General features: G+C 51.5%; 22 protein-coding genes. 13 read left to right on the plus strand and 9 right to left on the minus strand.

The annotated features are described in order from the left end of the window. Positions 1-74: 74 nt before the first annotated feature. The 3 genes from accC to yhdH form a co-directional block, all read right to left on the minus strand. Positions 75-1,424 carry an acetyl-CoA carboxylase biotin carboxylase subunit gene (accC, locus tag AABJ99_RS02645; RefSeq protein ID WP_000884639.1) on the minus strand — a complete coding sequence of 450 codons (1,350 nt, stop codon included), beginning with the start codon at positions 1,422-1,424 and terminating at the stop codon, positions 75-77. 10 nt (positions 1,425-1,434) lie between these two features. After that, a complete protein-coding gene (accB, locus tag AABJ99_RS02650) occupies positions 1,435-1,905 on the minus strand; it encodes an acetyl-CoA carboxylase biotin carboxyl carrier protein (protein ID WP_000354622.1) in 471 nt (156 codons plus the stop codon). A gap of 978 nt (positions 1,906-2,883) precedes the next feature. Continuing rightward, positions 2,884-3,858, minus strand: a complete 975-nt coding sequence (gene yhdH / locus AABJ99_RS02655; RefSeq protein ID WP_039021321.1) for an MDR family oxidoreductase — start codon at positions 3,856-3,858, stop codon at positions 2,884-2,886. A 151-nt stretch (positions 3,859-4,009) separates the two neighbouring features. Between yhdH and csrD the strand changes: the two genes are divergently transcribed. From csrD to tldD, 8 genes are all read left to right on the plus strand, one after another. Then, on the plus strand, positions 4,010-5,950 hold the full coding sequence (csrD, locus tag AABJ99_RS02660) for an RNase E specificity factor CsrD (RefSeq protein WP_039021322.1): 1,941 nt from the start codon (positions 4,010-4,012) through the stop codon (positions 5,948-5,950). A 304-nt stretch (positions 5,951-6,254) separates the two neighbouring features. Beyond that, on the plus strand, positions 6,255-7,298 hold the full coding sequence (mreB, locus tag AABJ99_RS02665) for a rod shape-determining protein MreB (protein WP_000913396.1): 1,044 nt from the start codon (positions 6,255-6,257) through the stop codon (positions 7,296-7,298). Between the two features lie 65 nt (positions 7,299-7,363). Further along, positions 7,364-8,467 carry a rod shape-determining protein MreC gene (mreC, locus tag AABJ99_RS02670; RefSeq protein WP_000802511.1) on the plus strand — a complete coding sequence of 368 codons (1,104 nt, stop codon included), beginning with the start codon at positions 7,364-7,366 and terminating at the stop codon, positions 8,465-8,467. Then, positions 8,467-8,955, plus strand: coding sequence for a rod shape-determining protein MreD (mreD, locus tag AABJ99_RS02675; RefSeq protein ID WP_000179409.1), 489 nt, complete (start codon positions 8,467-8,469; stop codon positions 8,953-8,955). Before mreC ends, mreD begins: the two co-directional genes overlap by 1 nt. 8 nt (positions 8,956-8,963) lie before the next feature. Next, positions 8,964-9,557 (plus strand): nucleoside triphosphate pyrophosphatase YhdE, encoded by a 594-nt coding sequence (gene yhdE / locus AABJ99_RS02680; protein WP_039021323.1) that lies wholly within the window; start codon positions 8,964-8,966, stop codon positions 9,555-9,557. Continuing rightward, positions 9,547-11,016, plus strand: a complete 1,470-nt coding sequence (rng, locus tag AABJ99_RS02685) for a ribonuclease G (RefSeq protein WP_000123197.1) — start codon at positions 9,547-9,549, stop codon at positions 11,014-11,016. The genes yhdE and rng overlap by 11 nt, the downstream gene beginning before the upstream one ends. 67 nt (positions 11,017-11,083) lie before the next feature. Beyond that, on the plus strand, positions 11,084-14,884 hold the full coding sequence (gene yhdP, locus AABJ99_RS02690; protein WP_338387487.1) for an AsmA2 domain-containing protein YhdP: 3,801 nt from the start codon (positions 11,084-11,086) through the stop codon (positions 14,882-14,884). A gap of 155 nt (positions 14,885-15,039) precedes the next feature. Beyond that, entirely contained in the window at positions 15,040-16,485 is a 1,446-nt protein-coding gene (gene tldD, locus AABJ99_RS02695) for a metalloprotease TldD (protein ID WP_000055909.1), read from the plus strand. A gap of 127 nt (positions 16,486-16,612) precedes the next feature. On the opposite strand, the gene aaeR is transcribed toward tldD, so the two are convergent. Continuing rightward, positions 16,613-17,542, minus strand: a complete 930-nt coding sequence (aaeR, locus tag AABJ99_RS02700) for an HTH-type transcriptional activator AaeR (RefSeq protein ID WP_000440317.1) — start codon at positions 17,540-17,542, stop codon at positions 16,613-16,615. Positions 17,543-17,724: 182 nt separating this feature from the next. On the opposite strand from aaeR, the gene aaeX reads away from it, so the two are divergent. From aaeX to yhcO, 4 genes are all read left to right on the plus strand, one after another. Further along, complete coding sequence (aaeX, locus tag AABJ99_RS02705) at positions 17,725-17,928, plus strand: p-hydroxybenzoic acid efflux pump operon protein AaeX (protein ID WP_000051841.1); 204 nt, start codon at positions 17,725-17,727, stop codon at positions 17,926-17,928. A gap of 7 nt (positions 17,929-17,935) precedes the next feature. Next, positions 17,936-18,868, plus strand: a complete 933-nt coding sequence (gene aaeA / locus AABJ99_RS02710; RefSeq protein WP_000854033.1) for a p-hydroxybenzoic acid efflux pump subunit AaeA — start codon at positions 17,936-17,938, stop codon at positions 18,866-18,868. Between the two features lie 5 nt (positions 18,869-18,873). After that, positions 18,874-20,841: a p-hydroxybenzoic acid efflux pump subunit AaeB gene (gene aaeB / locus AABJ99_RS02715; protein WP_000510964.1), complete on the plus strand. Its 1,968-nt coding sequence runs from the start codon at positions 18,874-18,876 to the stop codon at positions 20,839-20,841. Positions 20,842-20,932: 91 nt separating this feature from the next. Next, on the plus strand, positions 20,933-21,205 hold the full coding sequence (gene yhcO / locus AABJ99_RS02720) for a barstar family protein (RefSeq protein ID WP_001029013.1): 273 nt from the start codon (positions 20,933-20,935) through the stop codon (positions 21,203-21,205). A gap of 55 nt (positions 21,206-21,260) precedes the next feature. Here yhcO and yhcN read toward each other — a convergent pair whose 3' ends face one another. Then, a complete protein-coding gene (gene yhcN / locus AABJ99_RS02725) occupies positions 21,261-21,524 on the minus strand; it encodes a peroxide/acid stress response protein YhcN (protein WP_000695690.1) in 264 nt (87 codons plus the stop codon). Between the two features lie 364 nt (positions 21,525-21,888). Next, positions 21,889-22,359 (minus strand): transcriptional regulator ArgR, encoded by a 471-nt coding sequence (argR, locus tag AABJ99_RS02730; protein ID WP_001257846.1) that lies wholly within the window; start codon positions 22,357-22,359, stop codon positions 21,889-21,891. 434 nt (positions 22,360-22,793) lie between these two features. Between argR and mdh the strand changes: the two genes are divergently transcribed. Continuing rightward, positions 22,794-23,732, plus strand: coding sequence for a malate dehydrogenase (mdh, locus tag AABJ99_RS02735; protein ID WP_001295272.1), 939 nt, complete (start codon positions 22,794-22,796; stop codon positions 23,730-23,732). A gap of 62 nt (positions 23,733-23,794) precedes the next feature. On the opposite strand, the gene degS is transcribed toward mdh, so the two are convergent. The 3 genes from degS to zapG form a co-directional block, all read right to left on the minus strand. Continuing rightward, a complete protein-coding gene (gene degS, locus AABJ99_RS02740; RefSeq protein ID WP_000497723.1) occupies positions 23,795-24,862 on the minus strand; it encodes an outer membrane-stress sensor serine endopeptidase DegS in 1,068 nt (355 codons plus the stop codon). An 89-nt stretch (positions 24,863-24,951) separates the two neighbouring features. Continuing rightward, on the minus strand, positions 24,952-26,319 hold the full coding sequence (gene degQ, locus AABJ99_RS02745; RefSeq protein ID WP_039021325.1) for a serine endoprotease DegQ: 1,368 nt from the start codon (positions 26,317-26,319) through the stop codon (positions 24,952-24,954). Positions 26,320-26,472: 153 nt separating this feature from the next. Next, positions 26,473-26,871, minus strand: a complete 399-nt coding sequence (gene zapG / locus AABJ99_RS02750; protein ID WP_001295270.1) for a Z-ring associated protein ZapG — start codon at positions 26,869-26,871, stop codon at positions 26,473-26,475. Positions 26,872-26,965 lie beyond the last annotated feature (94 nt).

Here is a 26,965-nt window from a genome sequence, read left to right on the forward strand (position 1 = left end):
GCCGGGCAGCGTTAACAGGCCCGGCGTTGATTACGTTCTTTGCTAAGCGCGATGAAAACACCGCGCGTCACAAATTATTTTTCCTGAAGACCGAGTTTTTTCTCCAGATAGTGGATGTTAGTGCCACCATGCTGGAAGTTCTCGTCATTCATGATGCGGATCTGCAGATCAACGTTGGTTTTGATACCGTCGATGATCAGCTCCTGCAGCGCATTCTTCATGCGGGCAATCGCCACGTCACGGTTTTCACCGTAGCAAATCAGCTTACCGATCATTGAGTCATAGTACGGCGGTACGGTGTAGCCCGCGTAGATATGAGACTCCCAACGCACGCCAAAACCGCCAGGTGCGTGGAAACGGGTGATTTTGCCCGGGCTTGGCAGGAAGGTGTTCGGATCTTCGGCGTTGATACGGCACTCTACCGCATGGCCGCGAACGTGAACTTCTTCTTGCTTGATCGACAGCGGTTGACCGGCAGCGATACGCAGCTGTTCTTTGATCAGGTCAACGCCGGTGATCATTTCAGTAACCGGGTGTTCTACCTGAATACGGGTGTTCATTTCGATGAAATAGAACTCGCCGTTTTCGAACAGGAACTCGAAAGTACCCGCACCGCGATAGCCGATATCAACACATGCTTTAGCGCAACGTTCGCCGATGTAGCGACGCAGTTCCGGGGTAATGCCCGGTGCTGGCGCTTCTTCGACCACTTTCTGGTGGCGGCGCTGCATGGAGCAGTCACGTTCCGCCAGATAGATAGCGTTGCCCTGACCGTCAGCCAGTACCTGAATCTCGACGTGGCGAGGATTTTCCAGGTATTTCTCCATGTAAACCATATCGTTGCTGAAAGCAGCTTTCGCTTCCGCACGGGTCATGGAGATGGATTGTGCCAGTTCAGCGTCACCGCGTACTACACGCATACCACGACCGCCGCCGCCGCCGGAGGCTTTGATAATCACCGGATAACCAATGCGTTTTGCAATGGCGCGGTTTTTATCCATATCGTCGCCCAGCGGGCCGTCAGAACCCGGTACGCAAGGAACGCCCGCTTTTTTCATCGCGGCGATTGCGGATACTTTGTCACCCATCAGGCGAATGGTTTCGGCTTTCGGGCCGATGAAGATAAAGCCGGAGCGTTCAACCTGCTCGGCAAAATTGGCGTTCTCGGAGAGGAAGCCGTAACCCGGATGGATTGCTACTGCGCCGGTGATTTCAGCGGCGCTGATGATTGCCGGGATGTTCAGATAACTTTTTACTGACGGAGCAGGGCCGATACAGACCGTTTCGTCTGCCAGTAATACGTGTTTTAGATCGCGATCCGCACTGGAGTGCACAGCGACAGTCTTGATGCCCAGTTCTTTACAGGCACGAAGAATACGCAATGCAATCTCGCCGCGGTTGGCAATAACAATTTTATCCAGCATGTTCGCCTCGTTACTCGATGACGACCAGCGGCTCGTCAAATTCTACCGGTTGTCCACTTTCGACCAGAATTGCTTTCACGGTACCGGATTTGTCCGCTTCGATCTGGTTCATCATTTTCATGGCTTCAACGATGCACAGGGTATCGCCCACGTTGACTTTCTGACCCACTTCGATGAACGCTTTTGCGTCCGGGCTTGGGGTGCGGTAGAAAGTACCAACCATCGGGGAACGTACGATGTGACCACTGATTTCCGCTGCTGCTGGCGCTTCCATGGAAGGAACGGTCGCCGGAGCGGCTGCGTTAGATTGAGCTGGCTGCTGCATCATTGGTGCAGCGTAAGCTTGTTGCATCACAGGGAAACTTGCGGCAGGAGCTGCACGGCTGATGCGTACTGACTCTTCGCCTTCGGAGATTTCCAGTTCGGAGATGCCTGATTCTTCAACCAGCTCGATCAGTTTTTTAATCTTACGAATATCCATGAGTGGGTTCCGTACTCTTTGTTTAGTGTGATTGTGACAGGCGTTTCACCGCCGTCTGTAAAGCGTATGCCCCGACAGCTGTATGCATAGCGATAAATTCCAGCAGGCCGGGACGCCGGTCTATTTTGCCCCAGAGTGTCAATGTTTAGACTTGACGGACATTGTGCAGCGATCTGCTGCTATCCTCCGGCAAAAAACAAAATATACCTTCGTTGCGCCAATGTCACCTTTTCCGCAGCGCAAAAACTGCGTCAGGGAGGACGAGGTCGCACATTATAACGATTTCGTAGCAATTGGCAGCTAAATACTGGTCTTATCAGGGAAGATAATCAACAGCTAACATGTAAATAACCTTCAACACCGTGTAATTTGCAACAAGCCGCACAATTCACGAAATTAGCGCCATCATCGACGGAACTTCTTATAACGTAAGGCTAAAAGTTGTAAAGCCAGCCCTGCGAAGATGAGGGGCTGCAATGAGATAATCTTCACAGACCACAAATAATGTAGGGATGCCAGGATCGCGACAAGATAGACGACATTACGCAGCGGTTGCTGGGGATTGCCCAATTTTCACTGCATCGTCTGGATAAACGTGAATGCTAAAGCGCGCAAAATCAACAAACTGACAATGCTCAGCATCAAATACGTTCGAGTGGTTAATTTGTAGGCAAATAAAATCAGATTATTCACCCCATGGTACCAGAAATCAGTAACAGGTTAAGCGTAGCGTCGCCCAGGCAAAGCACCATAAACCTAACAGGCGATGGAGGCGTATCAATAATGGCTGTTTAGTGGAGTAACAGTGCGCATCAATTTATGGTCAGTCGAAATCATGACTTTCCAGTTTGGATGATGTTGTACAACTTCATGACCAAGATGTTCGACGAAAGCTGTCCGGCTAACCGCTTTTCCCGTTAACCGATTGAATAATGATTTCAAAATGAGTTCCCTCTCTTATTAATCCTTGCTAAATGGTTAGTTAACCTTCACCAGCGTGCGACCCTGGATCTGGTTATTAATGATGGCCTCGGCAAACTTCGGTGCCTCTGCCAGAGATATCTCTTGTGCCGCCTGGGTATAGAATGATTCCGGTAAATCGGCGACCAATCGCTGCCAGGCTTGTGCGCGGCGTGCTGGTGGCGTCATCACTGAATCCACCCCTTGTAAACGGACATTACGCAGAATAAATGGCATGACCGTTGTTGGCAGAGTAAAACCACCCGCCAGACCACAAGCTGCCACGCAGCCTCCGTAATTCATTTGCGCCAGCACTTTCGCCAACACTTTGTCGCCAACGGTGTCAATTGCCCCAGCCCAGAGTTGTTTTTCCAGAGGACGGGATTCGGCAAACTCATCGCGAGGGAGAATACGGCTGGCACCTAAACTTTTCAGATATTCATGGGTACTTTCGCGACCGGAAACGGCAACGACCTGATAACCCAACTTATGCAGCAGCGCCACGGCGGTACTGCCGACGCCACCACTGGCACCCGTTACGACAATCTCGCCGTCCTGCGGGCGAACACCGGCATCTTCCAGCGCCATCACACACAGCATGGCGGTAAACCCGGCAGTACCGATAATCATTGCTTTACGCGCATCCAGCCCTTGTGGCATGGCAACCAGCCACTCACCTTTCACTCGCGCCTGTTCCGCCAGCCCACCCCAGTGGTTTTCACCAACGCCCCAGCCAGTGAGTAACACGTCCTGACCGGCATGAAAACGCGGATCTTCGCTGGTGCGTACAGTTCCGGCAAAATCGATCCCAGGAATCATCGGAAAATTACGGATGATTTTTCCCTTACCAGTAATCGCCAGCGCATCTTTGTAGTTCAGGCTCGACCAGTGAACATCGACCGTGACATCGCCCTCCGGAAGGTGACTTTCGTCCAGAGTCTGTACCGATGCGAGAGTTTTGCCGTCCTGCTGTTCTAAAAGTAACGCCTGCATAAGTGGTCCTCATGTGCATGATGGATTGGAAAATAATTTCTGAAGACTATACTCGCTAATGGAAAAGCAAAGCCGATGAAGCGCAATAAATTGCGAGATAAATCTGATTTGCTAGTATGCCCGCTTCCTCACTATCGGAGTTAACACAAGGATGAGATTAACGACGAAATTTTCGGCCTTTGTTACGCTGCTCACTGGGTTAACAATTTTTGTGACTTTGCTGGGCTGTTCGCTAAGTTTCTACAATGCCATTCAGTATAAGTTTAGTCATCGCGTTCAGGCAGTGGCAACGGCGATTGATACCCACCTTGTGTCGAATGACTTCAGCGCATTAAGGCCACAAATTACCGAATTAATGATGTCAGCAGATATCGTTCGTGTAGACCTGCTGCACGGCGATAAACAGGTATACACACTGACCAGAAATGGTAGTTATCGTCCGGTTGGCACCAGCAATCTGTTTCGCGAACTGAGCGTTCCGTTGATAAAGCATCCGGGGATGTCGCTGCGTCTGGTTTATCAGGATCCGATGGGCAACTATTTCCATTCGTTGATGACCACCGCGCCGCTCACGGGGGCGATTGGCTTTATCATTCTTATGCTCTTCCTGGCGGTACGCTGGTTACAACGGCAACTTGCCGGGCAAGAATTGCTGGAAACCCGGGCTACTCGTATCTTAAACGGTGAGCGTGGCTCTAATGTGTTGGGAACCATCTATGAATGGCCGCCCAGAACCAGCAGTGCGCTGGATACGCTGCTTCGTGAAATTCAGAACGCACGCGAACAACACAGCCGTCTTGATACGCTGATCCGCTCTTATGCCGCCCAGGACATGAAAACCGGCCTCAATAACCGACTCTTCTTCGATAATCAGTTAGCAACGTTACTGGAAGATCAGGAGAAAGTAGGTACCCACGGGATCGTGATGATGATTCGTCTACCGGATTTCAATATGTTGAGCGATACCTGGGGGCACAGCCAGGTTGAAGAACAGTTCTTCACTCTGACGAATCTGCTGTCGACATTTATGATGCGCTACCCTGGCGCACTGCTGGCGCGTTACCACCGCAGTGATTTTGCTGCGCTGTTGCCGCACCGGACGTTAAAAGAGGCTGAGAGCATAGCCAGTCAGTTAATCAAAGCCGTCGATACCTTGCCGAACAATAAAATGCTCGATCGCGACGATATGATCCACATTGGTATCTGTGCCTGGCGTAGTGGTCAGGATACCGAGCAGGTAATGGAACATGCAGAGTCTGCCACGCGTAATGCGGGATTGCAGGGCGGCAATAGCTGGGCTATTTACGATGACTCGTTGCCTGAAAAAGGACGCGGTAATGTTCGCTGGCGTACGCTTATCGAGCAAATGCTGAGTCGCGGCGGCCCGCGCCTTTATCAAAAACCGGCGGTTACTCGCGAAGGTCAGGTTCATCATCGAGAACTCATGTGCCGCATCTTCGATGGTAATGAAGAGGTTAGCTCGGCGGAGTATATGCCGATGGTCTTACAATTTGGCTTATCGGAAGAGTATGACCGCCTGCAAATCAGCCGTCTGATTCCACTATTGCGTTACTGGCCGGAGGAAAATCTGGCGATTCAGGTTACCGTTGAGTCGCTGATTCGCCCGCGTTTTCAGCGTTGGCTGCGAGATACGTTAATGCAATGTGAAAGATCGCAACGAAAACGCATAATTATTGAACTTGCAGAGGCCGATGTAGGTCAACATATCAGTCGTTTACAACCTGTTATTCGTTTAGTGAATGCTTTAGGGGTACGGGTAGCCGTCAACCAGGCTGGTTTGACGCTGGTAAGCACCAGTTGGATCAAAGAACTTAATGTTGAGTTACTCAAGCTCCATCCGGGGCTGGTCAGAAACATTGAGAAGCGAACGGAGAATCAGCTGCTGGTTCAAAGCCTGGTGGAAGCCTGCTCCGGGACCAGCACCCAGGTTTACGCCACCGGCGTGCGTTCGCGAAGCGAGTGGCAGACCCTGATTCAGCGCGGTGTTACAGGTGGGCAAGGGGATTTTTTCGCGTCCTCACAGCCACTTGATACTAACGTGAAAAAATATTCACAAAGATACTCGGTTTAACCTGCCGTTTAATCCGTTTTCACGTAGAATAACGCGCGCTGCGTCTCATGGGAGTGTGCTTGTCTGCTCGCCAGATTGTTGCAGCACATATGCAGATGAATGACCTTACGCGGTTGCAAACAGGCGAGGAATGCTGCTGATGCATTAAGCCTTTCTGGACTCAGGCAGAGATTTGTAACAAAGGAAACGAACTGCACTAATTTTCACCGTAGCAGATGATTTTTGCGCCTTGTCGCTGCTGCGTGTGGTTGGTAAAGTAAGCGGATTTTCTTTTCCGCCCCAGCTTTCAGGATTATCCCTTAGTATGTTGAAAAAATTTCGTGGCATGTTTTCCAATGACTTGTCCATTGACCTGGGTACTGCGAATACCCTCATTTATGTAAAAGGACAAGGCATCGTATTGAATGAGCCTTCCGTGGTGGCCATTCGTCAGGATCGTGCCGGTTCACCGAAAAGCGTAGCTGCAGTAGGTCATGACGCGAAGCAGATGCTGGGCCGTACGCCGGGCAATATTGCTGCTATTCGCCCAATGAAAGACGGCGTTATCGCCGACTTCTTCGTGACTGAAAAAATGCTCCAGCACTTCATCAAACAAGTGCACAGCAACAGCTTTATGCGTCCAAGCCCGCGCGTTCTGGTTTGTGTGCCGGTTGGCGCAACCCAGGTTGAACGCCGCGCAATTCGTGAATCCGCGCAGGGCGCTGGTGCCCGTGAAGTCTTCCTGATTGAAGAACCGATGGCTGCCGCAATTGGTGCTGGTCTGCCGGTTTCTGAAGCGACTGGTTCTATGGTGGTTGATATCGGTGGTGGTACTACTGAAGTTGCCGTTATCTCCTTGAATGGCGTGGTTTATTCCTCTTCCGTGCGCATTGGTGGTGACCGTTTCGACGAAGCTATCATCAACTATGTGCGTCGTAATTACGGTTCTCTGATCGGTGAAGCCACCGCAGAACGTATCAAGCATGAAATCGGTTCGGCTTACCCGGGCGATGAAGTCCGTGAAATCGAAGTTCGTGGCCGTAACCTGGCAGAAGGTGTTCCACGCGGTTTTACCCTGAACTCCAACGAAATCCTCGAAGCACTGCAGGAACCGCTGACCGGTATTGTGAGCGCAGTAATGGTTGCACTGGAACAGTGTCCGCCGGAACTGGCTTCCGACATCTCCGAGCGCGGCATGGTGCTCACCGGTGGTGGCGCACTGCTGCGTAACCTTGACCGTTTGTTAATGGAAGAAACCGGCATTCCAGTCGTTGTTGCTGAAGACCCGCTGACCTGTGTGGCGCGCGGTGGCGGCAAAGCGCTGGAAATGATCGACATGCACGGCGGCGACCTGTTCAGCGAAGAGTAATCGGATACAGGCAGGGGAAGCGTCTGTTTACCCTGCCTGGTCTGATACGAGAATACGCATAACTTATGAAGCCAATTTTTAGCCGTGGCCCGTCGCTACAGATTCGCCTTATTCTGGCGGTGCTGGTGGCGCTCGGCATTATTATTGCCGACAGCCGCCTGGGGACGTTCAGTCAAATCCGTACTTATATGGATACCGCCGTCAGTCCTTTCTACTTTGTTTCCAATGCTCCTCGTGAATTGCTGGATGGCGTATCGCAGACGCTGGCCTCGCGTGACCAACTAGAACTTGAAAACCGGGCGTTACGTCAGGAACTGTTGCTGAAAAACAGTGAACTGCTGATGCTTGGACAATACAAACAGGAGAACGCGCGTCTGCGCGAGCTGCTGGGTTCCCCGCTGCGTCAGGATGAGCAGAAAATGGTGACTCAGGTTATCTCTACGGTTAACGATCCTTATAGCGATCAAGTTGTTATCGATAAAGGTAGCGTTAATGGCGTTTATGAAGGCCAGCCGGTCATCAGCGACAAAGGTGTTGTTGGTCAGGTGGTGGCCGTCGCTAAACTGACCAGTCGCGTGCTGCTGATTTGTGATGCGACCCACGCGCTGCCAATCCAGGTGCTGCGCAACGATATCCGCGTAATTGCAGCCGGTAACGGTTGTACGGATGATTTGCAGCTTGAGCATCTGCCAGCGAATACGGATATTCGTGTTGGTGATGTGCTGGTGACTTCCGGTCTGGGCGGTCGTTTCCCGGAAGGCTATCCGGTGGCGGTTGTCTCTTCCGTAAAACTCGATACCCAGCGCGCTTATACTGTGATTCAGGCGCGTCCGACTGCGGGACTGCAACGTTTGCGTTATCTGCTGCTGCTGTGGGGCGCGGATCGTAACGGCGCTAACCCGATGACGCCGGAAGAGGTGCATCGTGTTGCTAATGAACGTCTGATGCAGATGATGCCGCAGGTATTGCCTTCGCCAGACGCGATGGGGCCAAAGTTACCCGAACCGGCAACGGGGATCGCTCAGCCGACTCCGCAGCAACCGGCGACAGGAAATGCAGCTACTGCGCCTGCTGCGCCGACACAGCCTGCTGCTAATCGCTCTCCACAAAGGGCTACGCCGCCGCAAAGTGGTGCTCAACCGCCTGCGCGTGCGCCGGGAGGGCAATAGTGGCGAGCTATCGTAGCCAGGGACGCTGGGTAATCTGGCTCTCTTTCCTCATTGCGCTGTTGCTGCAAATCATGCCCTGGCCGGATAACCTGATTGTTTTCCGGCCAAACTGGGTGTTACTCATCTTGTTGTATTGGATCCTGGCCTTGCCTCATCGCGTAAATGTGGGCACAGGTTTTGTGATGGGTGCCATACTGGATCTGATCAGCGGCTCGACGCTTGGCGTACGCGTATTGGCGATGAGCATCATTGCTTACCTGGTGGCGCTGAAATACCAGCTTTTCCGCAACCTCGCATTATGGCAGCAGGCGCTGGTCGTCATGTTGCTTTCGCTGGTGGTGGATATTATTGTTTTCTGGGCAGAGTTTTTAGTGATTAACGTCTCTTTCAGACCTGAAGTGTTCTGGAGTAGTGTAGTCAATGGAGTGCTCTGGCCGTGGATTTTCTTGCTGATGCGTAAAGTCCGTCAGCAGTTTGCAGTGCAATAAAGGTTTCTATGACTTCTCTGTATTTAGCTTCCGGTTCTCCGCGTCGTCAGGAGTTACTTGCGCAACTTGGCGTGACCTTTGAACGTATTGTTACGGGCATTGAGGAGCAGCGTCAGCCGCAGGAGAGCGCGCAGCAATATGTTGTGCGTCTGGCGCGCGAGAAAGCACAGACGGGTGTCACGCACACGGCGCAGGATCTCCCGGTGCTGGGTGCGGATACTATCGTTATCCTGAATGGAGAAGTGCTGGAGAAACCGCGCGACGCAGAACATGCGGCGCAGATGTTGCGCAAATTATCGGGCCAGACCCATCAGGTGATGACGGCAGTGGCGTTGGCCGACAGTCAGCACATTCTCGATTGCCTGGTGGTCACCGATGTGACTTTCAGAACGTTAACAGACGAAGACATCGCGGGCTATGTCGCCAGCGGAGAACCGTTAGATAAAGCAGGTGCATACGGTATTCAGGGGTTGGGTGGCTGTTTTGTCAGGAAGATAAATGGCAGCTACCACGCCGTAGTCGGCTTACCGCTGGTTGAAACGTATGAATTATTAAGTAATTTTAACGCACTGCGTGAGAAAAGGGATAAACATGACGGCTGAATTGTTGGTAAACGTAACGCCTTCGGAAACGCGAGTGGCGTATATTGATGGCGGTATTCTGCAGGAAATTCATATTGAACGTGAGGCGCGACGCGGAATAGTAGGCAATATCTACAAGGGTCGTGTAAGTCGTGTACTTCCGGGTATGCAGGCGGCTTTTGTAGATATTGGGCTGGATAAAGCCGCGTTTCTTCATGCATCCGATATCATGCCGCACACTGAATGTGTGGCGGGTGAAGAACAAAAGCAATTCACGGTGCGCGATATCTCGGAACTGGTCCGTCAGGGGCAAGATCTGATGGTGCAGGTGGTGAAAGATCCGCTTGGTACTAAAGGTGCGCGCCTGACCACCGATATCACTCTGCCATCTCGCTATCTGGTTTTTATGCCAGGTGCTTCTCATGTTGGGGTTTCCCAACGTATCGAAAGCGAATCCGAACGTGAACGCCTGAAAAAAGTGGTCGCGGAGTATTGCGACGAGCAGGGCGGGTTTATCATCCGTACTGCAGCGGAAGGTGTTGGTGAGGCTGAACTAGCTTCCGATGCCGCTTATCTGAAACGTGTCTGGACCAAAGTCATGGAGCGTAAAAAGCGCCCGCAGACCCGTTATCAGCTGTATGGCGAACTGGCGTTGGCGCAGCGTGTTCTGCGTGATTTCGCCGACGCCGAGCTGGATCGCATTCGCGTTGACTCGCGCCTGACTTACGAAGCATTGCTGGAGTTTACTTCGGAGTACATTCCCGAGATGACCAGCAAGCTGGAGCATTACACAGGCCGCCAACCGATTTTCGATCTCTTTGATGTTGAAAACGAAATCCAGCGGGCGCTGGAACGCAAAGTTGAACTAAAATCCGGTGGCTATCTGATTATCGACCAGACCGAAGCGATGACCACCGTGGACATCAATACCGGGGCGTTTGTCGGTCATCGCAATCTGGACGACACCATCTTCAATACCAATATTGAAGCGACGCAGGCTATTGCTCGCCAGTTACGGTTGCGTAACCTGGGCGGGATCATCATTATTGATTTCATCGATATGAATAATGAAGATCACCGTCGCCGCGTACTGCATTCGCTGGAACAAGCGTTGAGCAAAGACCGGGTGAAAACCAGCGTTAATGGTTTTTCGGCGCTGGGGCTGGTGGAGATGACACGTAAACGCACCCGTGAAAGCATTGAACACGTATTGTGTAACGAATGTCCGACTTGCCACGGTCGCGGAACGGTGAAAACCGTGGAAACGGTATGCTATGAAATCATGCGCGAGATTGTTCGTGTACACCATGCTTACGATTCCGACCGTTTCCTGGTCTATGCTTCTCCGGCAGTAGCCGAAGCCTTGAAAGGCGAAGAGTCACACTCGCTGGCGGAAGTGGAAATTTTCGTTGGCAAACAGGTTAAAGTACAAATTGAACCGCTCTATAACCAGGAGCAGTTTGACGTCGTAATGATGTAAACAGATGCTGGGCCGCCATCCGGCAAAGGGTTTTTGAGTCACATTTTTAGCAGACAAGGAGTGACGGGTGAGGCGATTGCCGGGGATTTTACTGCTTACTGGAGCCGCGCTCGTTGTGATCGCTGCCCTGCTGGTTAGCGGCCTGCGTATTGCTTTACCGCATCTTGACGCCTGGCGTCCGGAAATCCTCAACAAAATAGAATCCGCGACTGGCATGCCGGTTGAAGCCAGTCAGCTCTCAGCCAGCTGGCAGAATTTTGGCCCGACGCTTGAAGCGCACGACATCCGTGCAGAACTAAAAGATGGCGGCGAATTTTCGGTTAAACGCGTTACTCTGGCGCTGGATGTCTGGCAAAGCCTGTTACATATGCGCTGGCAGTTTCGTGATCTCACTTTCTGGCAGCTGCGCTTTCGCACCAACACTCCTATCACCAGCGGTGGTGGTAATGATAGCCTGGAAGCCAGTCACATCAGCGATCTGTTTCTTCGTCAATTCGACCATTTCGATCTCCGCGACAGTGAAGTCAGTTTCCTGACGCCATCCGGTCAGCGCGCCGAGCTGGCGATCCCACAACTCACCTGGCTGAACGATCCACGTCGACACCGTGCGGAAGGCCTGGTAAGCCTCTCCAGCCTTACCGGACAGCACGGCGTGATGCAGGTGCGCATGGATTTGCGCGATGATGAGGGGTTGTTAAGCAATGGTCGCGTCTGGCTCCAGGCGGATGACATCGACCTGAAGCCGTGGCTCGGTAAATGGATGCAGGACAATATTGCGCTGGAAACGGCACAGTTCTCCCTTGAAGGCTGGATGACGATCGACAAAGGCGATGTAACCGGCGGTGACGTCTGGCTGAAACAGGGCGGTGCCAGCTGGTTGGGCGAGAAGCAAACGCATACGCTGTCGGTGGATAATCTTACCGCGCATATTACGCGTGAAAACCCGGGCTGGCAGTTCTCTATTCCCGACACACGGATCACGATGGACGGCAAACCCTGGCCGAGCGGAGCATTGACGCTGGCCTGGATACCGGAACAGAACGTTGGCGGCAAAGACAATAAACGCAGTGACGAACTCCGGATTCGCGCCAGTAATCTGGAGCTGGCAGGCCTGGAGGGCGTACGCCCGCTGGCCGCGAAACTTTCACCTGCACTTGGTGATGTTTGGCGCTCCACACAACCGAGCGGCAAGATAAACACGCTGGCGCTGGATATCCCGCTTCAGGCGGCAGACAAGACCCGTTTTCAGGCATCGTGGAGCGATCTGGCCTGGAAGCAATGGAAATTATTACCGGGTGCGGAACACTTCTCCGGGACGCTTTCCGGCAGCGTAGAAAATGGTTTGCTTACCGCGTCGATGAAGCAGGCAAAGATGCCTTACGAAACGGTATTCCGTGCGCCACTGGAAATCGCAGACGGCCAGGCTACGATAAGCTGGCTGAACAATGACAAAGGTTTCCAGCTGGATGGGCGTAATATTGACGTTAAAGCCAAAGCCGTCCATGCGCGCGGCGGTTTTCGTTACCTGCAACCTGCTAACGATGAACCCTGGCTGGGTATTCTGGCTGGCATCAGTACCGATGATGGTTCACAAGCCTGGCGCTATTTCCCGGAAAACCTGATGGGTAAAGACCTGGTTGATTACTTAAGTGGCGCGATTCAGGGCGGTGAAGCGGATAACGCGACGCTGGTTTATGGTGGCAATCCGCAACTCTTCCCCTATAAACACAACGAAGGTCAGTTTGAAGTGCTGGTGCCGCTACGCAACGCGAAGTTTGCCTTCCAGCCGGACTGGCCTGCATTAACTAACCTTGATATTGAACTGGATTTTATTAACGACGGTTTATGGATGAAAACCGATGGCGTTAATCTGGGCGGCGTGCGCGCGAGTAATCTCACCGCAGTGATCCCTGACTACTCAAAAGAAAAACTGCTGATTGACGCTGACATTAAAGGTCCGGGTAAAGCCGTTGGCCCTTACTTTGATGAGACACCGCTGAAAGATTCCCTGGGTGCGACCCTGCAAGAACTCCAGCTCGACGGCGATGTGAATGCTCGCTTACATCTTGATATCCCGCTGAACGGCGAGTTGGTAACCGCGAAAGGGGAAGTGACGCTGCGTAATAACAGTCTGTTTATCAAACCACTCGACAGCACCCTGAAAAATTTGAGCGGTAAATTCAGCTTTATCAATGGCGATCTGCAAAGTGAACCACTGACAGCAAGCTGGTTTAATCAGCCGTTGAACGTGGATTTCTCCACCAAAGAAGGGGCAAAAGCCTACCAGGTCGCGGTGAATCTCAACGGTAATTGGCAACCAGCGAAAACCGGCGTTCTGCCTGCAGCGGTGAACGAAGCATTGAGTGGCAGCGTGGCGTGGGATGGTAAAGTGGGCATTGTTCTGCCTTATCATGCTGGCGCGACGTATAACGTAGAGCTAAACGGCGATTTGAAGAATGTGAGCAGTCACTTACCTTCACCGTTAGCCAAACCTGCGGGTGAACCACTGCCGGTAAACGTTAAGGTTGATGGCAATCTCAACAGTTTTGATTTAACCGGACAGGCTGGGGCGGATAACCATTTCAATAGCCGCTGGTTGCTCGGTCAAAAGCTGACGCTCGACCGTGCTATTTGGGCGGCAGACAGTAAAACGCTCCCGCCGTTGCCGGAACAAAGTGGTGTTGAACTCAATATGCCGCCGATGAATGGTGCCGAGTGGCTGGCCCTGTTCCAGAAAGGTGCGGCGGAGAGTGTCGGTGGTGCAGCGAGTTTCCCACAACACATAACGTTACGTACGCCTATGTTGTCGCTGGGAAATCAGCAATGGAATAACCTGAGTATTGTTTCGCAACCGACGGCAAATGGCACCCAGGTTGAGGCGCAAGGGCGTGAAATCAACGCCACGCTGGCGATGCGTAATAACGCGCCGTGGCTGGCGAATATCAAATATCTTTATTACAACCCGAGCGAGGCGAAAACTCGTGGTGATTCAACGCCGTCATCACCTTTCCCGACAACGGAGCGCATTAACTTCCGTGGCTGGCCGGACGCACAAATACGATGCGCAGAGTGCTGGTTCTGGGGGCAAAAATTCGGTCGTATTGACAGTGATCTCACTATTTCTGGCGATACGTTAACGCTGACTAATGGACTGATTGATACTGGCTTTTCGCGGCTCACTGCCGATGGTGAATGGGTTAACAATCCGGGAAATGAACGCACCTCGCTGAAAGGAAAACTGCGCGGGCAGAAAATTGATGCCGCCGCAGAATTTTTTGGTGTCACGACGCCCATACGGCAGTCGTCATTTAATGTGGATTACGATTTACACTGGCGCAAAGCACCCTGGCAGCCAGATGAGGCGACGTTGAATGGCATCATTCATACTCAACTGGGCAAAGGCGAAATTACCGAAATCAACACCGGACATGCAGGGCAATTGCTGCGCCTACTGAGCGTTGATGCCCTGATGCGTAAGCTGCGTTTTGATTTCAGAGACACCTTTGGCGAAGGGTTCTATTTTGACTCTATTCGCAGCACCGCGTGGATTAAAGACGGCGTTATGCACACCGACGACACGCTGGTGGATGGCCTGGAGGCGGACATCGCTATGAAAGGGTCGGTAAATCTGGTACGTCGCGACCTGAATATGGAAGCGGTTGTCGCACCAGAGATTTCTGCGACGGTGGGTGTGGCTGCGGCCTTTGCGGTTAACCCCATTGTTGGCGCGGCAGTGTTTGCCGCCAGTAAAGTGCTGGGACCGCTGTGGAGCAAAGTCTCCATTTTGCGCTATCACATTTCGGGTCCGCTGGACGATCCGCAAATCAACGAAGTGTTGCGCCAACCGCGTAAAGAAAAAGCGCAATGATTTGACGAGGGCGCGTAATTGCCCCAATCTCATATGATAATCGTTGCCAAAGGCCAACGAGCCGGAACATAACCGTAGGCCAGATAAGGCGTTCATGCCGCATCCGGCAGCCGTAAAAAATCCTCTACTGCAGTAACTAACGAGTAGCAAAAACGATGAGTCTGAACCTGGTAAGTGAACAATTGCTAGCGGCGAACGGCCTGAAACATCAGGACTTGTTCGCGATCCTCGGTCAACTGGCCGAACGTCGCCTTGATTATGGCGATCTCTATTTTCAGTCGAGCTATCACGAATCCTGGGTTTTAGAAGACCGCATTATTAAAGATGGTTCTTACAATATCGATCAGGGTGTTGGTGTGCGTGCAATCAGCGGTGAAAAAACCGGATTTGCTTACGCAGACCAAATCAGCCTGCTGGCGCTGGAACAGAGTGCGCAAGCGGCGCGCACCATCGTCCGTGATAGTGGTGATGGCAAAGTACAGACGCTGGGCGCGGTAGAGCATAGCCCGTTGTATACCTCGGTAGATCCGCTGCAAAGCATGAGCCGTGAAGAGAAGCTGGATATCCTGCGTCGCGTCGATAAGGTTGCCCGCGAAGCGGACAAGCGCGTACAGGAAGTGACTGCCAGCCTCAGTGGCGTTTATGAATTAATTCTGGTTGCGGCCACCGACGGCACGCTGGCGGCGGATGTTCGTCCGCTGGTGCGTCTTTCCGTGAGCGTTCTGGTCGAAGAAGATGGCAAACGCGAACGCGGTGCCAGTGGCGGCGGCGGTCGTTTTGGTTATGAGTTCTTCCTTGCCGATCTCGACGGTGAAGTCCGTGCGGATGCGTGGGCAAAAGAAGCAGTGCGTATGGCGTTGGTCAATCTTTCTGCCGTTGCTGCACCAGCGGGCACCATGCCGGTAGTACTTGGCGCAGGTTGGCCGGGCGTGCTGTTGCATGAAGCGGTGGGTCACGGTCTGGAAGGCGACTTCAACCGCCGTGGCACTTCAGTATTTAGTGGACAGGTCGGGGAGCTGGTGGCTTCTGAACTGTGTACCGTGGTTGATGACGGCACGATGGTCGATCGCCGTGGTTCGGTGGCGATTGATGACGAAGGTACGCCAGGCCAGTACAACGTGCTGATTGAGAACGGCATTCTGAAAGGCTACATGCAGGATAAACTCAACGCGCGTTTGATGGGGATGACGCCGACTGGCAACGGTCGCCGTGAATCCTACGCTCATCTGCCGATGCCGCGTATGACCAATACCTATATGCTGCCGGGTAAATCGACCCCGCAGGAAATTATTGAATCCGTTGAGTACGGTATCTATGCACCGAACTTTGGTGGCGGTCAGGTGGATATCACCTCCGGCAAATTCGTTTTCTCCACCTCAGAAGCGTATCTGATTGAAAACGGTAAAGTAACGAAGCCGGTGAAAGGCGCGACGTTGATTGGTTCCGGTATCGAAACCATGCAGCAGATTTCGATGGTGGGCAACGACCTGAAACTGGATAACGGCGTGGGTGTCTGCGGTAAAGAAGGGCAAAGTTTGCCGGTTGGCGTGGGCCAGCCAACGCTGAAAGTTGATAACCTGACTGTTGGCGGTACCGCGTAATAATTTCAGTATTTTCAGAAGGATAATTAATCCTTCTCCGTATACGAACGGTCCCCTCGCCCCTCTGGGGTTAGGGTGAGGGGAACCCGTTGGCACAGGTTTGTACTACGTAACAGTACAATATTAATTACTTCTCTTTCCCGCGCCCGTGCATTTCCTGAAACAATTTACCGACCTCAACAAAATAATCCGTCAGTGAGTTGATCACGACCTGTACCTTCAGCGGCAGCTTATCTTTTTCGGTATACAACGCATAAACCGGGCGTGGATCTGACTGGTAACGCGGCAGCAGGATCTCAAGCTCACCTCGATTGATCTCGTTGATCACCCACATCAGCGGCACGTAGGCAATCCCGGCACCTGCCGTCAGCCAGCGCACCAGCGTCATCGGATCATTAGTCACAAATCTCCCTTGCGGGATCAGGCGAGTCGAGATCCCTTCCGGTGCGATCAGTTCAAATTCATTGTCCGGACGCACGCTGTATTCAAGCCATGAATGGCTACTTAAATCGGCGGGTTTTTCCGGTATGCCGTATTGTGTGAGATAGCTTTTTGCGGCGCACACCACCATTGGCATCGCGCCCAGACGGCGGGAAAACAGGCTGGAATCTTGCAACGCGCCGACGCGGATCACCACATCCAGACCGTCGGCAATCAGGTCGGGGGCAGGAATTCCGGTAACCAGATTAACGCTCAAACCTGGGTATTCTTTCAGCATTTTGGCTGTTAGCCCGGCGAGAACATTTTGTGCCATAGTTGAAGAACAGCCAATGCGCAGCGTCCCGATGGGGGTGTTATTGAAGGCATACAGTTGCTCATGAACATCCTGCACTTCATGAAGCATCCGACGGCAGCCCTGGTAGTAAATTCTACCGGCTTCGGTCAGGCCAATGCTGCGTGTGCTACGGTTTAACAGCTTTACCTGCAACTCATCTTCCAGTTTTGACACCGTCTGACTGATGGACGAAACGCTCATCTGTAGCTGTCTGGCGGCGGCGGTAAAAGAGCCAAATTCAACTACTTTGGCAAACACCGACATGCGTTTTAGTCGTTCCATTATTCACTCTGACTTAAAAGTGATTTAGATCACATAATATAGATAACAGCATAACAGTTACGTTAATATATTAAATATCAATCTACAGCAATGTTGCTCTCGCCCGGCTTTCCATGCCCTTCTCTGCGGCGACAGATGCTGAAAATAATAACGCCTGCTCTCTCTATACAACCAAGGTCAACATGAGTCTGTTTCCCGTTATCGTGGTGTTTGGGCTGTCCTTCCCACCGATATTTTTCGAATTGCTTTTATCACTGGCGATTTTCTGGCTGGTGCGCCGGGTACTTGTGCCAACAGGTATCTACGACTTTGTCTGGCATCCGGCGTTGTTCAACACCGCGCTCTATTGCTGCTTGTTTTATTTGATATCGCGACTGTTCGTTTGAGGTTGAAGTGAAAACACTAATAAGAAAATTCTCCCGTACGGCCATCACGGTCGTATTAGTCATTCTGGCCTTCATCGCAATTTTTAATGCCTGGGTCTATTACACCGAATCCCCGTGGACGCGTGACGCGCGCTTTAGCGCTGACGTCGTTGCGATCGCGCCGGACGTTTCTGGACTCATTACCCAGGTGAATGTTCATGATAACCAGCTGGTGAAAAAAGGACAGGTACTGTTCACCATCGACCAGCCGCGTTATCAAAAGGCGCTTGAGGAAGCGCAAGCCGATGTTGCTTATTATCAGGTACTGGCACAGGAGAAACGCCAGGAGGCCGGACGTCGTAACCGTCTCGGTGTGCAGGCGATGTCTCGCGAAGAGATCGATCAGGCCAACAACGTACTACAAACGGTTCTGCATCAGTTAGCGAAAGCGCAGGCGACCCGCGATCTGGCAAAACTGGATCTTGAACGCACGGTGATCCGCGCGCCAGCAGATGGCTGGGTGACCAACCTCAACGTCTATACCGGTGAGTTTATTACCCGTGGATCAACGGCAGTTGCGCTGGTGAAACAGAACTCCTTCTATGTACTGGCCTATATGGAAGAAACTAAGCTGGAAGGGGTGCGCCCTGGGTATCGTGCAGAGATCACGCCGCTTGGCAGTAACAAAGTGCTGAAAGGGACTGTTGATAGTGTTGCTGCTGGGGTCACCAACGCCAGCAGCACGCGTGACGACAAAGGGATGGCGACCATCGACTCTAACCTTGAATGGGTGCGTTTGGCGCAACGTGTTCCGGTTCGTATTCGTCTCGACAACCAGCAAGAGAACATCTGGCCTGCGGGCACCACTGCTACAGTGGTGGTCACTGGTAAACAAGATCGCGACGAAAGCCAGGATTCGTTCTTCCGTAAAATGGCCCATCGCCTGCGTGAGTTTGGTTAATCACGATGGGTATTTTCTCCATTGCTAACCAACATATTCGCTTTGCGGTAAAACTGGCGACCGCCATTGTACTGGCGCTGTTTGTTGGCTTTCACTTCCAGCTGGAAACGCCACGCTGGGCGGTACTGACAGCGGCGATTGTTGCCGCTGGTCCGGCCTTTGCTGCGGGAGGTGAACCGTATTCTGGCGCTATTCGCTATCGTGGCTTTTTGCGCATCATCGGCACATTTATTGGCTGTATTGCCGGACTGGTGATCATCATTGCGATGATCCGCGCACCATTATTGATGATTCTGGTGTGCTGTATCTGGGCCGGTTTTTGTACCTGGATATCCTCGCTGGTACGAATAGAAAACTCGTATGCGTGGGGGCTGGCCGGTTATACCGCGCTGATCATTGTGATCACCATTCAGCCGGAACCATTGCTTACGCCGCAGTTTGCCGTCGAACGTTGTAGCGAGATCGTTATCGGTATTGTGTGTGCAATTATGGCGGATTTGCTCTTTTCTCCGCGATCGATCAAACAAGAAGTGGATCGAGAGCTGGAAAGTTTGCTGGTCGCGCAATATCAATTAATGCAACTCTGTATCAAGCATGGCGATGGTGAAGTTGTCGATAAAGCCTGGGGCGATCTGGTGCGACGCACCACGGCGTTACAAGGTATGCGCAGCAACCTGAATATGGAATCTTCCCGCTGGGCGCGGGCCAATCGACGTTTAAAAGCGATCAATACGCTATCGCTGACGCTGATTACCCAATCCTGCGAAACTTATCTTATTCAGAATACGCGCCCGGAATTGATCACTGATACTTTCCGCGAATTTTTTGACACGCCGGTAGAAACCGCGCAGGACGTCCACAAGCAGCTCAAACGCCTGCGGAGAGTTATCGCCTGGACCGGGGAACGGGAAACGCCTGTCACCATTTATAGCTGGGTCGCGGCGGCAACGCGTTATCAGCTTCTCAAGCGCGGCGTTATCAGTAACACAAAAATCAACGCTACTGAAGAAGAGATCCTGCAAGGCGAACCGGAAGTCAAAGTAGAGTCAGCCGAACGTCATCATGCGATGGTTAACTTCTGGCGAACCACACTTTCCTGCATTCTGGGGACGCTTTTCTGGCTGTGGACGGGCTGGACTTCCGGCAGTGGTGCAATGGTGATGATTGCGGTAGTGACGTCACTGGCAATGCGTTTGCCGAATCCACGCATGGTGGCGATCGACTTTATTTATGGGACGCTGGCGGCGCTGCCGTTAGGGCTACTCTACTTTTTGGTGATTATCCCTAATACCCAACAAAGCATGTTATTGCTGTGTATTAGCCTGGCAGTGCTGGGATTCTTCCTTGGCATTGAAGTACAGAAACGGCGATTGGGCTCGATGGGGGCGCTGGCCAGCACCATAAACATTATCGTGCTGGATAACCCGATGACTTTCCATTTCAGTCAGTTTCTCGACAGCGCATTAGGGCAAATCGTTGGCTGTGTGCTCGCGTTCACCGTTATTTTGCTGGTGCGGGATAAATCGCGCGACAGGACTGGACGTGTACTGCTTAATCAGTTTGTTTCTGCCGCTGTTTCCGCGATGACTACCAATGTGGCACGTCGTAAAGAGAACCATCTCCCGGCTCTTTATCAGCAGCTGTTTTTGTTGATGAATAAGTTCCCAGGGGATTTGCCGAAATTTCGCCTGGCGCTGACGATGATTATTGCGCACCAGCGCCTGCGTGATGCGCCGATCCCGGTTAACGAGGATTTATCGGCGTTTCACCGACAAATGCGCCGCACAGCAGACCATGTGATATCTGCCCGTAGCGATGATAAACGCCGTCGGTACTTTGGCCAGTTGCTGGAAGAACTGGAAATCTACCAGGAAAAGCTACGCATCTGGCAAGCGCCTCCGCAGGTGACGGAACCGGTACATCGGCTTACGGGGATGCTCCATAAGTATCAACATGCGTTGACCGATAGTTAAGTCAAAACCGACGCCAAAAGCGTCGGTTTTTTCATGGCTATACTTAGCAATGAACGGCAGAACTCGCCGCGAAACGTGACGGTGGCAACAGATGAATATTTATACCTTTGATTTTGATGAGATTGAGAGTCAGGAGGATTTTTATCGCGACTTTAGCCAAACCTTTGGTCTGGCAAAAGATAAAGTACGCGATCTCGACTCTCTATGGGATGTGTTAATGAACGATGTCCTGCCGCTACCACTTGAGATTGAATTTGTTCATCTGGGAGAGAAAACGCGTCGCCGTTTTGGCGCGTTAATATTGCTGTTTGATGAGGCAGAGGAAGAGCTGGAAGGGCATTTGCGTTTTAATGTTCGTCATTAGCGCAAAAAAAAGCCCCCGAACCGGGGGCAATATCGTCGGACAAGACGATGAGGGTTTATTTGTACAGTTCAGCCGTAGCGTGCCAGGTGTCACCGCTACGAGCTTCAGTAATCTGGTAGGCCGTTGCGCCTTTCTCTTCCGCTTTTTTGTTCAGCATTTCACGCATATCCATTGGCGAAGACGCCACACCACTTACGGATACGGTCCCGATTGCTTCACGATTTTGTGCTTGTGCAGCATCAATGGAGTCGGCAGCGAATGCACCGAAAGAGAGAACAGAAAGTACGCTTAATGCAGCAACAGTGGTTTTGATTTTCATGATTTTTACCTCGACATAATCTTTTAGCTGGGCCTTTGTTTCGTGACCCATATCACAAAATCAAGTATACACTAATTATTGAACTAATTAATACCACGCTAACTGTTTCAGTTGATACTAAGTGTTAAAAGTGTGAGTTTTAATAACAAAAAAGAATTAAAAACACGGTTATTTATTATTAATTCTATTATTTTCAATTAGATAATGAATTTTGCATAATGTGCTTTTTTTAACTCATGTATTCATTATGTGAATGATATGTCGCGCTAAAACGCACTATTCGTTAAATTAATCGTAGGAGAAAGCAGGGGGATGAGAGGGAAAAGCAACATTTTCCCCGCCGCCAGAAGCGACGGGGCAGAGATTAAAGCTCCTGGTCGAACAGCTCTAAAATCGCTTCGTACAGGTCTTTGACGGTGAAACCGTTAGCAGGGGTAGTAAAGATGGTGTCATCGCCAGCGATGGTGCCCAGAATACCTTCTGCTTTGCCCAGTGAGTCCAGCAGGCGAGCAATTAACTGCGCCGCGCCAGGGCTGGTATGGATCACGACAACTGCATCGTTGTAGTCTATATCCAGTACCAGATTCTTCAATGGACTGGAGGTAGTTGGTACACCCAGTTCAGCTGGCAGGCAGTAAACCATTTCCATTTTGGCATTGCGTGTACGTACAGCACCAAACTTGGTCAACATCCGCGAGACTTTAGACTGATTAATATTGTCAAAGCCTTGCTCCTGCAACGCGGCGACGATTTCGCCCTGGGAGCTAAATTTCTCTTCTTTAAGTAATGCTTTAAATGCTTTAACTAGTTCTTCTTGCTTAGCCGAGCTTCGCATAAGTCACCCGATATGGTGGTTGATACAACATTATTGTGCATACAGATGAATTTTTATGCAAACAGTCAGCCCTGAAGAAGGCTGAAATAATGTTATGAAAGAGCGGGATTTTATCAAATTTCGTTATTGAGAAACATGCCTGCGTCACGGCATGCAAATTCTGCTTAAAAGTAAATTAATTGTTATCAAATTGATGTTGTTTTGGCTGAACGGTAGGGTATATTGTCACCACCTGTTGGAATGTTGCGCTAATGCATAAGCGACTGTTAATTACGTAAGTTAGGTTCCTGATTACGGCAATTAAATGCATAAACGCTAAACTTGCGTGACTACACATTCTTGAGATGTGGTCATTGTAAACGGCAATTTTGTGGATTAAGGTCGCGGCAGCGGAGCAACATATCTTAGTTTATCAATATAATAAGGAGTTTAGGATGAAAGTCGCAGTCCTCGGCGCTGCTGGCGGTATTGGCCAGGCGCTTGCACTACTGTTAAAAACCCAACTGCCTTCAGGTTCAGAACTCTCTCTGTATGATATCGCTCCAGTGACTCCCGGTGTGGCTGTCGATCTGAGCCATATCCCTACTGCTGTGAAAATCAAAGGTTTTTCTGGTGAAGATGCGACTCCGGCGCTGGAAGGCGCAGATGTCGTTCTTATCTCTGCAGGTGTAGCGCGTAAACCGGGTATGGATCGTTCCGACCTGTTTAACGTTAACGCCGGCATCGTGAAAAATCTGGTACAGCAAGTTGCGAAAACCTGCCCAAAAGCGTGCATTGGTATTATCACTAACCCGGTTAACACCACAGTTGCGATTGCTGCTGAAGTGCTGAAAAAAGCCGGTGTTTATGACAAAAACAAACTGTTCGGCGTTACCACGCTGGATATCATTCGTTCCAACACCTTTGTTGCGGAACTGAAAGGCAAACAGCCAGGCGAAGTTGAAGTGCCGGTTATTGGTGGTCACTCTGGTGTTACCATTCTGCCGCTGCTGTCACAGGTTCCTGGCGTTAGTTTTACTGAGCAGGAAGTGGCTGATCTGACCAAACGTATCCAGAACGCGGGTACTGAGGTGGTTGAAGCGAAAGCCGGTGGCGGGTCTGCAACCCTGTCTATGGGCCAGGCAGCTGCACGTTTTGGTCTGTCTCTGGTTCGCGCACTACAGGGCGAACAAGGCGTTGTCGAATGTGCCTACGTTGAAGGCGACGGTCAGTACGCACGTTTCTTCTCTCAACCGCTGCTGCTGGGTAAAAACGGCGTGGAAGAGCGTAAATCTATCGGCACCCTGAGCGCATTTGAACAGAACGCGCTGGAAGGTATGCTGGATACGCTGAAGAAAGATATCGCCCTGGGCGAAGAGTTCGTTAATAAGTAATTGATTAGCGGATAATAAAAAACCGGAGCACAGACTCCGGTTTTTTGTTCTGAGCGCACGACTTAATTGGTTGCCGGATATTCCTGAATGGTGACCTGCAGCGTTAACTGCTTATCATCACGCATCACTACAACCGGGATCACCGAGCCAGGGCGAATTTCCGCCACCTGATCCATCGTCTCCAGAGCAGAGATGGCCGGTTTGTTATCCACCGAAATAATCAAATCATTGACCTGAATACCCGCATTCGCCGCCGGGCCGTCAGGTGACACTTCATTAACCACGATCCCTTGCAGTTGATCTATACCACCGCCCTGCGCGTGCAGTGGTGCGATCTCACGTCCGCCGATACCAATGTAGCCGCGGATCACGCGACCATCGCGGATCAGCTTATCCATAATTTTGGTTGCTAACTGGAAAGGAATCGCAAAGCCGATACCTTCCGGCGTTTCGCCATCGTTACTCTTATCAAACGACAGCGTGTTAATGCCCATCAGTTCGCCCAGCGAGTTCACCAGCGCGCCGCCAGAGTTACCGTGGTTAATGGAAGCATCGGTTTGCAGGAAGTTTTGCCGCCCGGTCGGATTAAGACCGATTCGACCCGTGGCACTAATAATCCCCTGGGTAATGGTCTGCCCGAGGTTGTACGGGTTACCGATCGCCAGTACCACATCGCCGATGTGCGGTACGCGACGTGCATTGATTGGAATGGTAGGTAAACCGCCAGTGGCATTAATTTTAAGTACCGCCAGATCGGTTAGAGAGTCAGATCCCACCAGCAATGCTTCAAATACACGTCCATCTTGTAAGGCGACGATGATCTGATCGGCGTCGTTGATGACGTGTTTATTGGTGATGATATAACCGCGTTGATCCATGATTACACCGGATCCCAGGGTGCGGATCTCAAGCTGGTTGTGAGAGTTGGTGTTCAAACCACGGTTGTAAACGTTAACCACCGCTGGCGCGGCGCGGCGAACCGCCAGATTATAGCTGGCAGGCGTCTCATCGGTACTGTCAAATTGCGGAGTGGAAAGCGGGTTAAGGCTGCGCAGCGAAGGCATGGCAACCAGCAGAATAGCGCCGACAATTAATCCAATCGCAACGGAACGTAAGAGCTTCACAAACATGATGGAGGCGTCATTAAAAAAGGGAACGGCAGCAGCATACCACGAGTTAACCGGACATCACACGTCAGCCTGATGCCCGGTTTACGACATTAACGCATCAGCAAATAGATGCTTTCATTGCCGCGTACAATTTGCAGGGCGATGATGGCCGGTTTTGCCGCCAGCACTTTACGCATTTCAGCAATCGAGTTCACCCGATCGCGGTTGACGCCAATGATCACATCGTCTTTTTGCAAACCAGCCTGAGCGGCTGGGCTACCTTTGACTACTTCATCGATCTTAATGCCTTTGCCGCCATCTTTTAGCTGACCATCGCTCAACGTTGCACCTTCCAGCGCTGGCGTGATCATTTCAGCACTGGCTGACGAAGAGGTACTGGTATCGAGCGTCACTTCTACTTCCAGTGGTTTGCCATTACGCAGCAGGCCGAGCTTTACTTTCGTGCCCGGCTCGGTGGTTGCGATACGAGAGCGCAACTCAGCAAAGCTATTCAGTTGTTTGCCGTTGAGGCTGGTAATAATATCACCCGCTTTGACGCCCGCTTTTGCCGAGCCAGAACCTGGCAGCACTTCGCTGACAAACGCGCCACGCTGTACGTCAAGGTTGAAGGCTTTGGCGATATCGGCACTCATCTCTGTGCCTTTGATGCCTAACAGACCGCGTTTGATTTCACCAAAGTCGATAAGCTGCTGCGCCAGTGTTCGCGCCATATTACTGGGGATGGCAAATCCAATCCCGACGCTCCCACCGCCAGGCGCAAGGATTGCAGTGTTGATGCCAATTAACTCACCGTTAAGGTTTAACAGTGCACCGCCGGAGTTACCGCGGTTAATGGAAGCATCTGTCTGGATAAAGTTTTCAAGACCTTCAAGATTCAACCCGCTGCGGCCTAATGCGGAAACAATGCCAGAGGTGGCGGTTTGCCCAAGGCCAAATGGGTTACCGACCGCCACGGCAAAATCACCGACGCGCAATTTATCGGAGTCGGCAATAGCGATTTGCGTTAATTTGCTCGGGTTTTGAATTTGCAACAGGGCGATATCGCTCTGGTCATCGCTACCAATCAGTTTTGCATCAAACTCGCGCCCATCATTGAGCTGAATACTGATTTTCTGTGCCTGATTAATCACATGGTTGTTAGTCAGCACATAGCCTTTACTGGCGTTGATGATGACACCGGAGCCTAAACCTTCGAAGGGTTGTGCAGGTTGATCCGGTAAATCATCACCAAAAAACTTTTTGAATTCTTCCGGGATTTTCTGTCCCTGACTGGCCGTTCCTTCCACCCGTACGCTCACCACTGCCGGAAGCACTTTTTCCAGCATTGGGGCCAGACTGGGGAGAGGGGCCTGATCGGCAACCTGGCCTGGAATCGACGCAACGGCCTGAAATGACGCCGAGAGAGTTAACCCGACACTTAACGCTAATGCACTCAACAGCTGGGTTTGTTTTTTCATTATTCCTGCTCTCGTACCTGAATGATAAGAAAAGAGATTCAAAACAGTTTGATGTTATTGAATTTTCAGACGGCTAACAATGAGACACCAGATTAAATGATAGTCGGGGAGGGAAAGAAGAGGAGGGCGCAATGGCTGCGCCCGAAAAATAAATTAGTCGCGCTTCGCGCCAGTACGCAGCAGGCCTGACGCGCCTTCAGAATAGTCGCGTGGCATTTGCACCGGTGCCTGATCGTTGCTGGCTTCAGACTCAGCCAGACGATTACGGAACGGGTTTGCTTCAGCAGACAGTTCCGGCAGCAGACTGCTGGAGCTTTTCGCCATGTGTTGATATAGCTGGCGATAGTCGTGCGCCATGGTATCCAGTAATTCCGCGCTGCGGGCAAAGTGGCTAACCAGCTCTTCGCGATACTCGTCCAGTTCAGCTTTATTCTTTTCCAGTTCGTACTGCAACGCCTGTTGCTGGCGTAGTTTACGATTACCAAAACGCATGGCCACAGCACCAATAATGATGCCGACGACTAACCCAATTAGCGCATATTCCCAGGTCATGAACATCTCCCGTTGTCTTTTGTTTCCGTAGGGTGTTGGCTTCAGGCTCCATGCCTGCGGCTGATTATGCCACTATAACCGTTAATTCCACAGA

This window comes from Escherichia coli (genome assembly GCF_036503815.1).
Lineage (GTDB): Bacteria > Pseudomonadota > Gammaproteobacteria > Enterobacterales > Enterobacteriaceae > Escherichia > Escherichia coli_F.

Excerpts from the sequence above, each read along its gene's own strand:
- mreB (WP_000913396.1), top strand. The coding sequence starts at position 6,255 with ATGTTGAAAAAATTTCGTGGCATGTTTTCCAATGACTTGTCCATTGAC.
- yhdE (WP_039021323.1), top strand. The coding sequence starts at position 8,964 with ATGACTTCTCTGTATTTAGCTTCCGGTTCTCCGCGTCGTCAGGAGTTA.
- csrD (WP_039021322.1), top strand. The coding sequence starts at position 4,010 with ATGAGATTAACGACGAAATTTTCGGCCTTTGTTACGCTGCTCACTGGG.
- tldD (WP_000055909.1), top strand. The coding sequence starts at position 15,040 with ATGAGTCTGAACCTGGTAAGTGAACAATTGCTAGCGGCGAACGGCCTG.
- mreC (WP_000802511.1), top strand. The coding sequence starts at position 7,364 with ATGAAGCCAATTTTTAGCCGTGGCCCGTCGCTACAGATTCGCCTTATT.
- aaeX (WP_000051841.1), top strand. The coding sequence starts at position 17,725 with ATGAGTCTGTTTCCCGTTATCGTGGTGTTTGGGCTGTCCTTCCCACCG.
- accC (WP_000884639.1), bottom strand. The coding sequence starts at position 1,424 with ATGCTGGATAAAATTGTTATTGCCAACCGCGGCGAGATTGCATTGCGT.
- degS (WP_000497723.1), bottom strand. The coding sequence starts at position 24,862 with ATGTTTGTGAAGCTCTTACGTTCCGTTGCGATTGGATTAATTGTCGGC.
- aaeB (WP_000510964.1), top strand. The coding sequence starts at position 18,874 with ATGGGTATTTTCTCCATTGCTAACCAACATATTCGCTTTGCGGTAAAA.
- degQ (WP_039021325.1), bottom strand. The coding sequence starts at position 26,319 with ATGAAAAAACAAACCCAGCTGTTGAGTGCATTAGCGTTAAGTGTCGGG.
- yhdH (WP_039021321.1), bottom strand. The coding sequence starts at position 3,858 with ATGCAGGCGTTACTTTTAGAACAGCAGGACGGCAAAACTCTCGCATCG.
- rng (WP_000123197.1), top strand. The coding sequence starts at position 9,547 with ATGACGGCTGAATTGTTGGTAAACGTAACGCCTTCGGAAACGCGAGTG.
- mdh (WP_001295272.1), top strand. The coding sequence starts at position 22,794 with ATGAAAGTCGCAGTCCTCGGCGCTGCTGGCGGTATTGGCCAGGCGCTT.
- zapG (WP_001295270.1), bottom strand. The coding sequence starts at position 26,871 with ATGACCTGGGAATATGCGCTAATTGGGTTAGTCGTCGGCATCATTATT.
- argR (WP_001257846.1), bottom strand. The coding sequence starts at position 22,359 with ATGCGAAGCTCGGCTAAGCAAGAAGAACTAGTTAAAGCATTTAAAGCA.
- yhcO (WP_001029013.1), top strand. The coding sequence starts at position 20,933 with ATGAATATTTATACCTTTGATTTTGATGAGATTGAGAGTCAGGAGGAT.
- accB (WP_000354622.1), bottom strand. The coding sequence starts at position 1,905 with ATGGATATTCGTAAGATTAAAAAACTGATCGAGCTGGTTGAAGAATCA.
- yhcN (WP_000695690.1), bottom strand. The coding sequence starts at position 21,524 with ATGAAAATCAAAACCACTGTTGCTGCATTAAGCGTACTTTCTGTTCTC.
- aaeR (WP_000440317.1), bottom strand. The coding sequence starts at position 17,542 with ATGGAACGACTAAAACGCATGTCGGTGTTTGCCAAAGTAGTTGAATTT.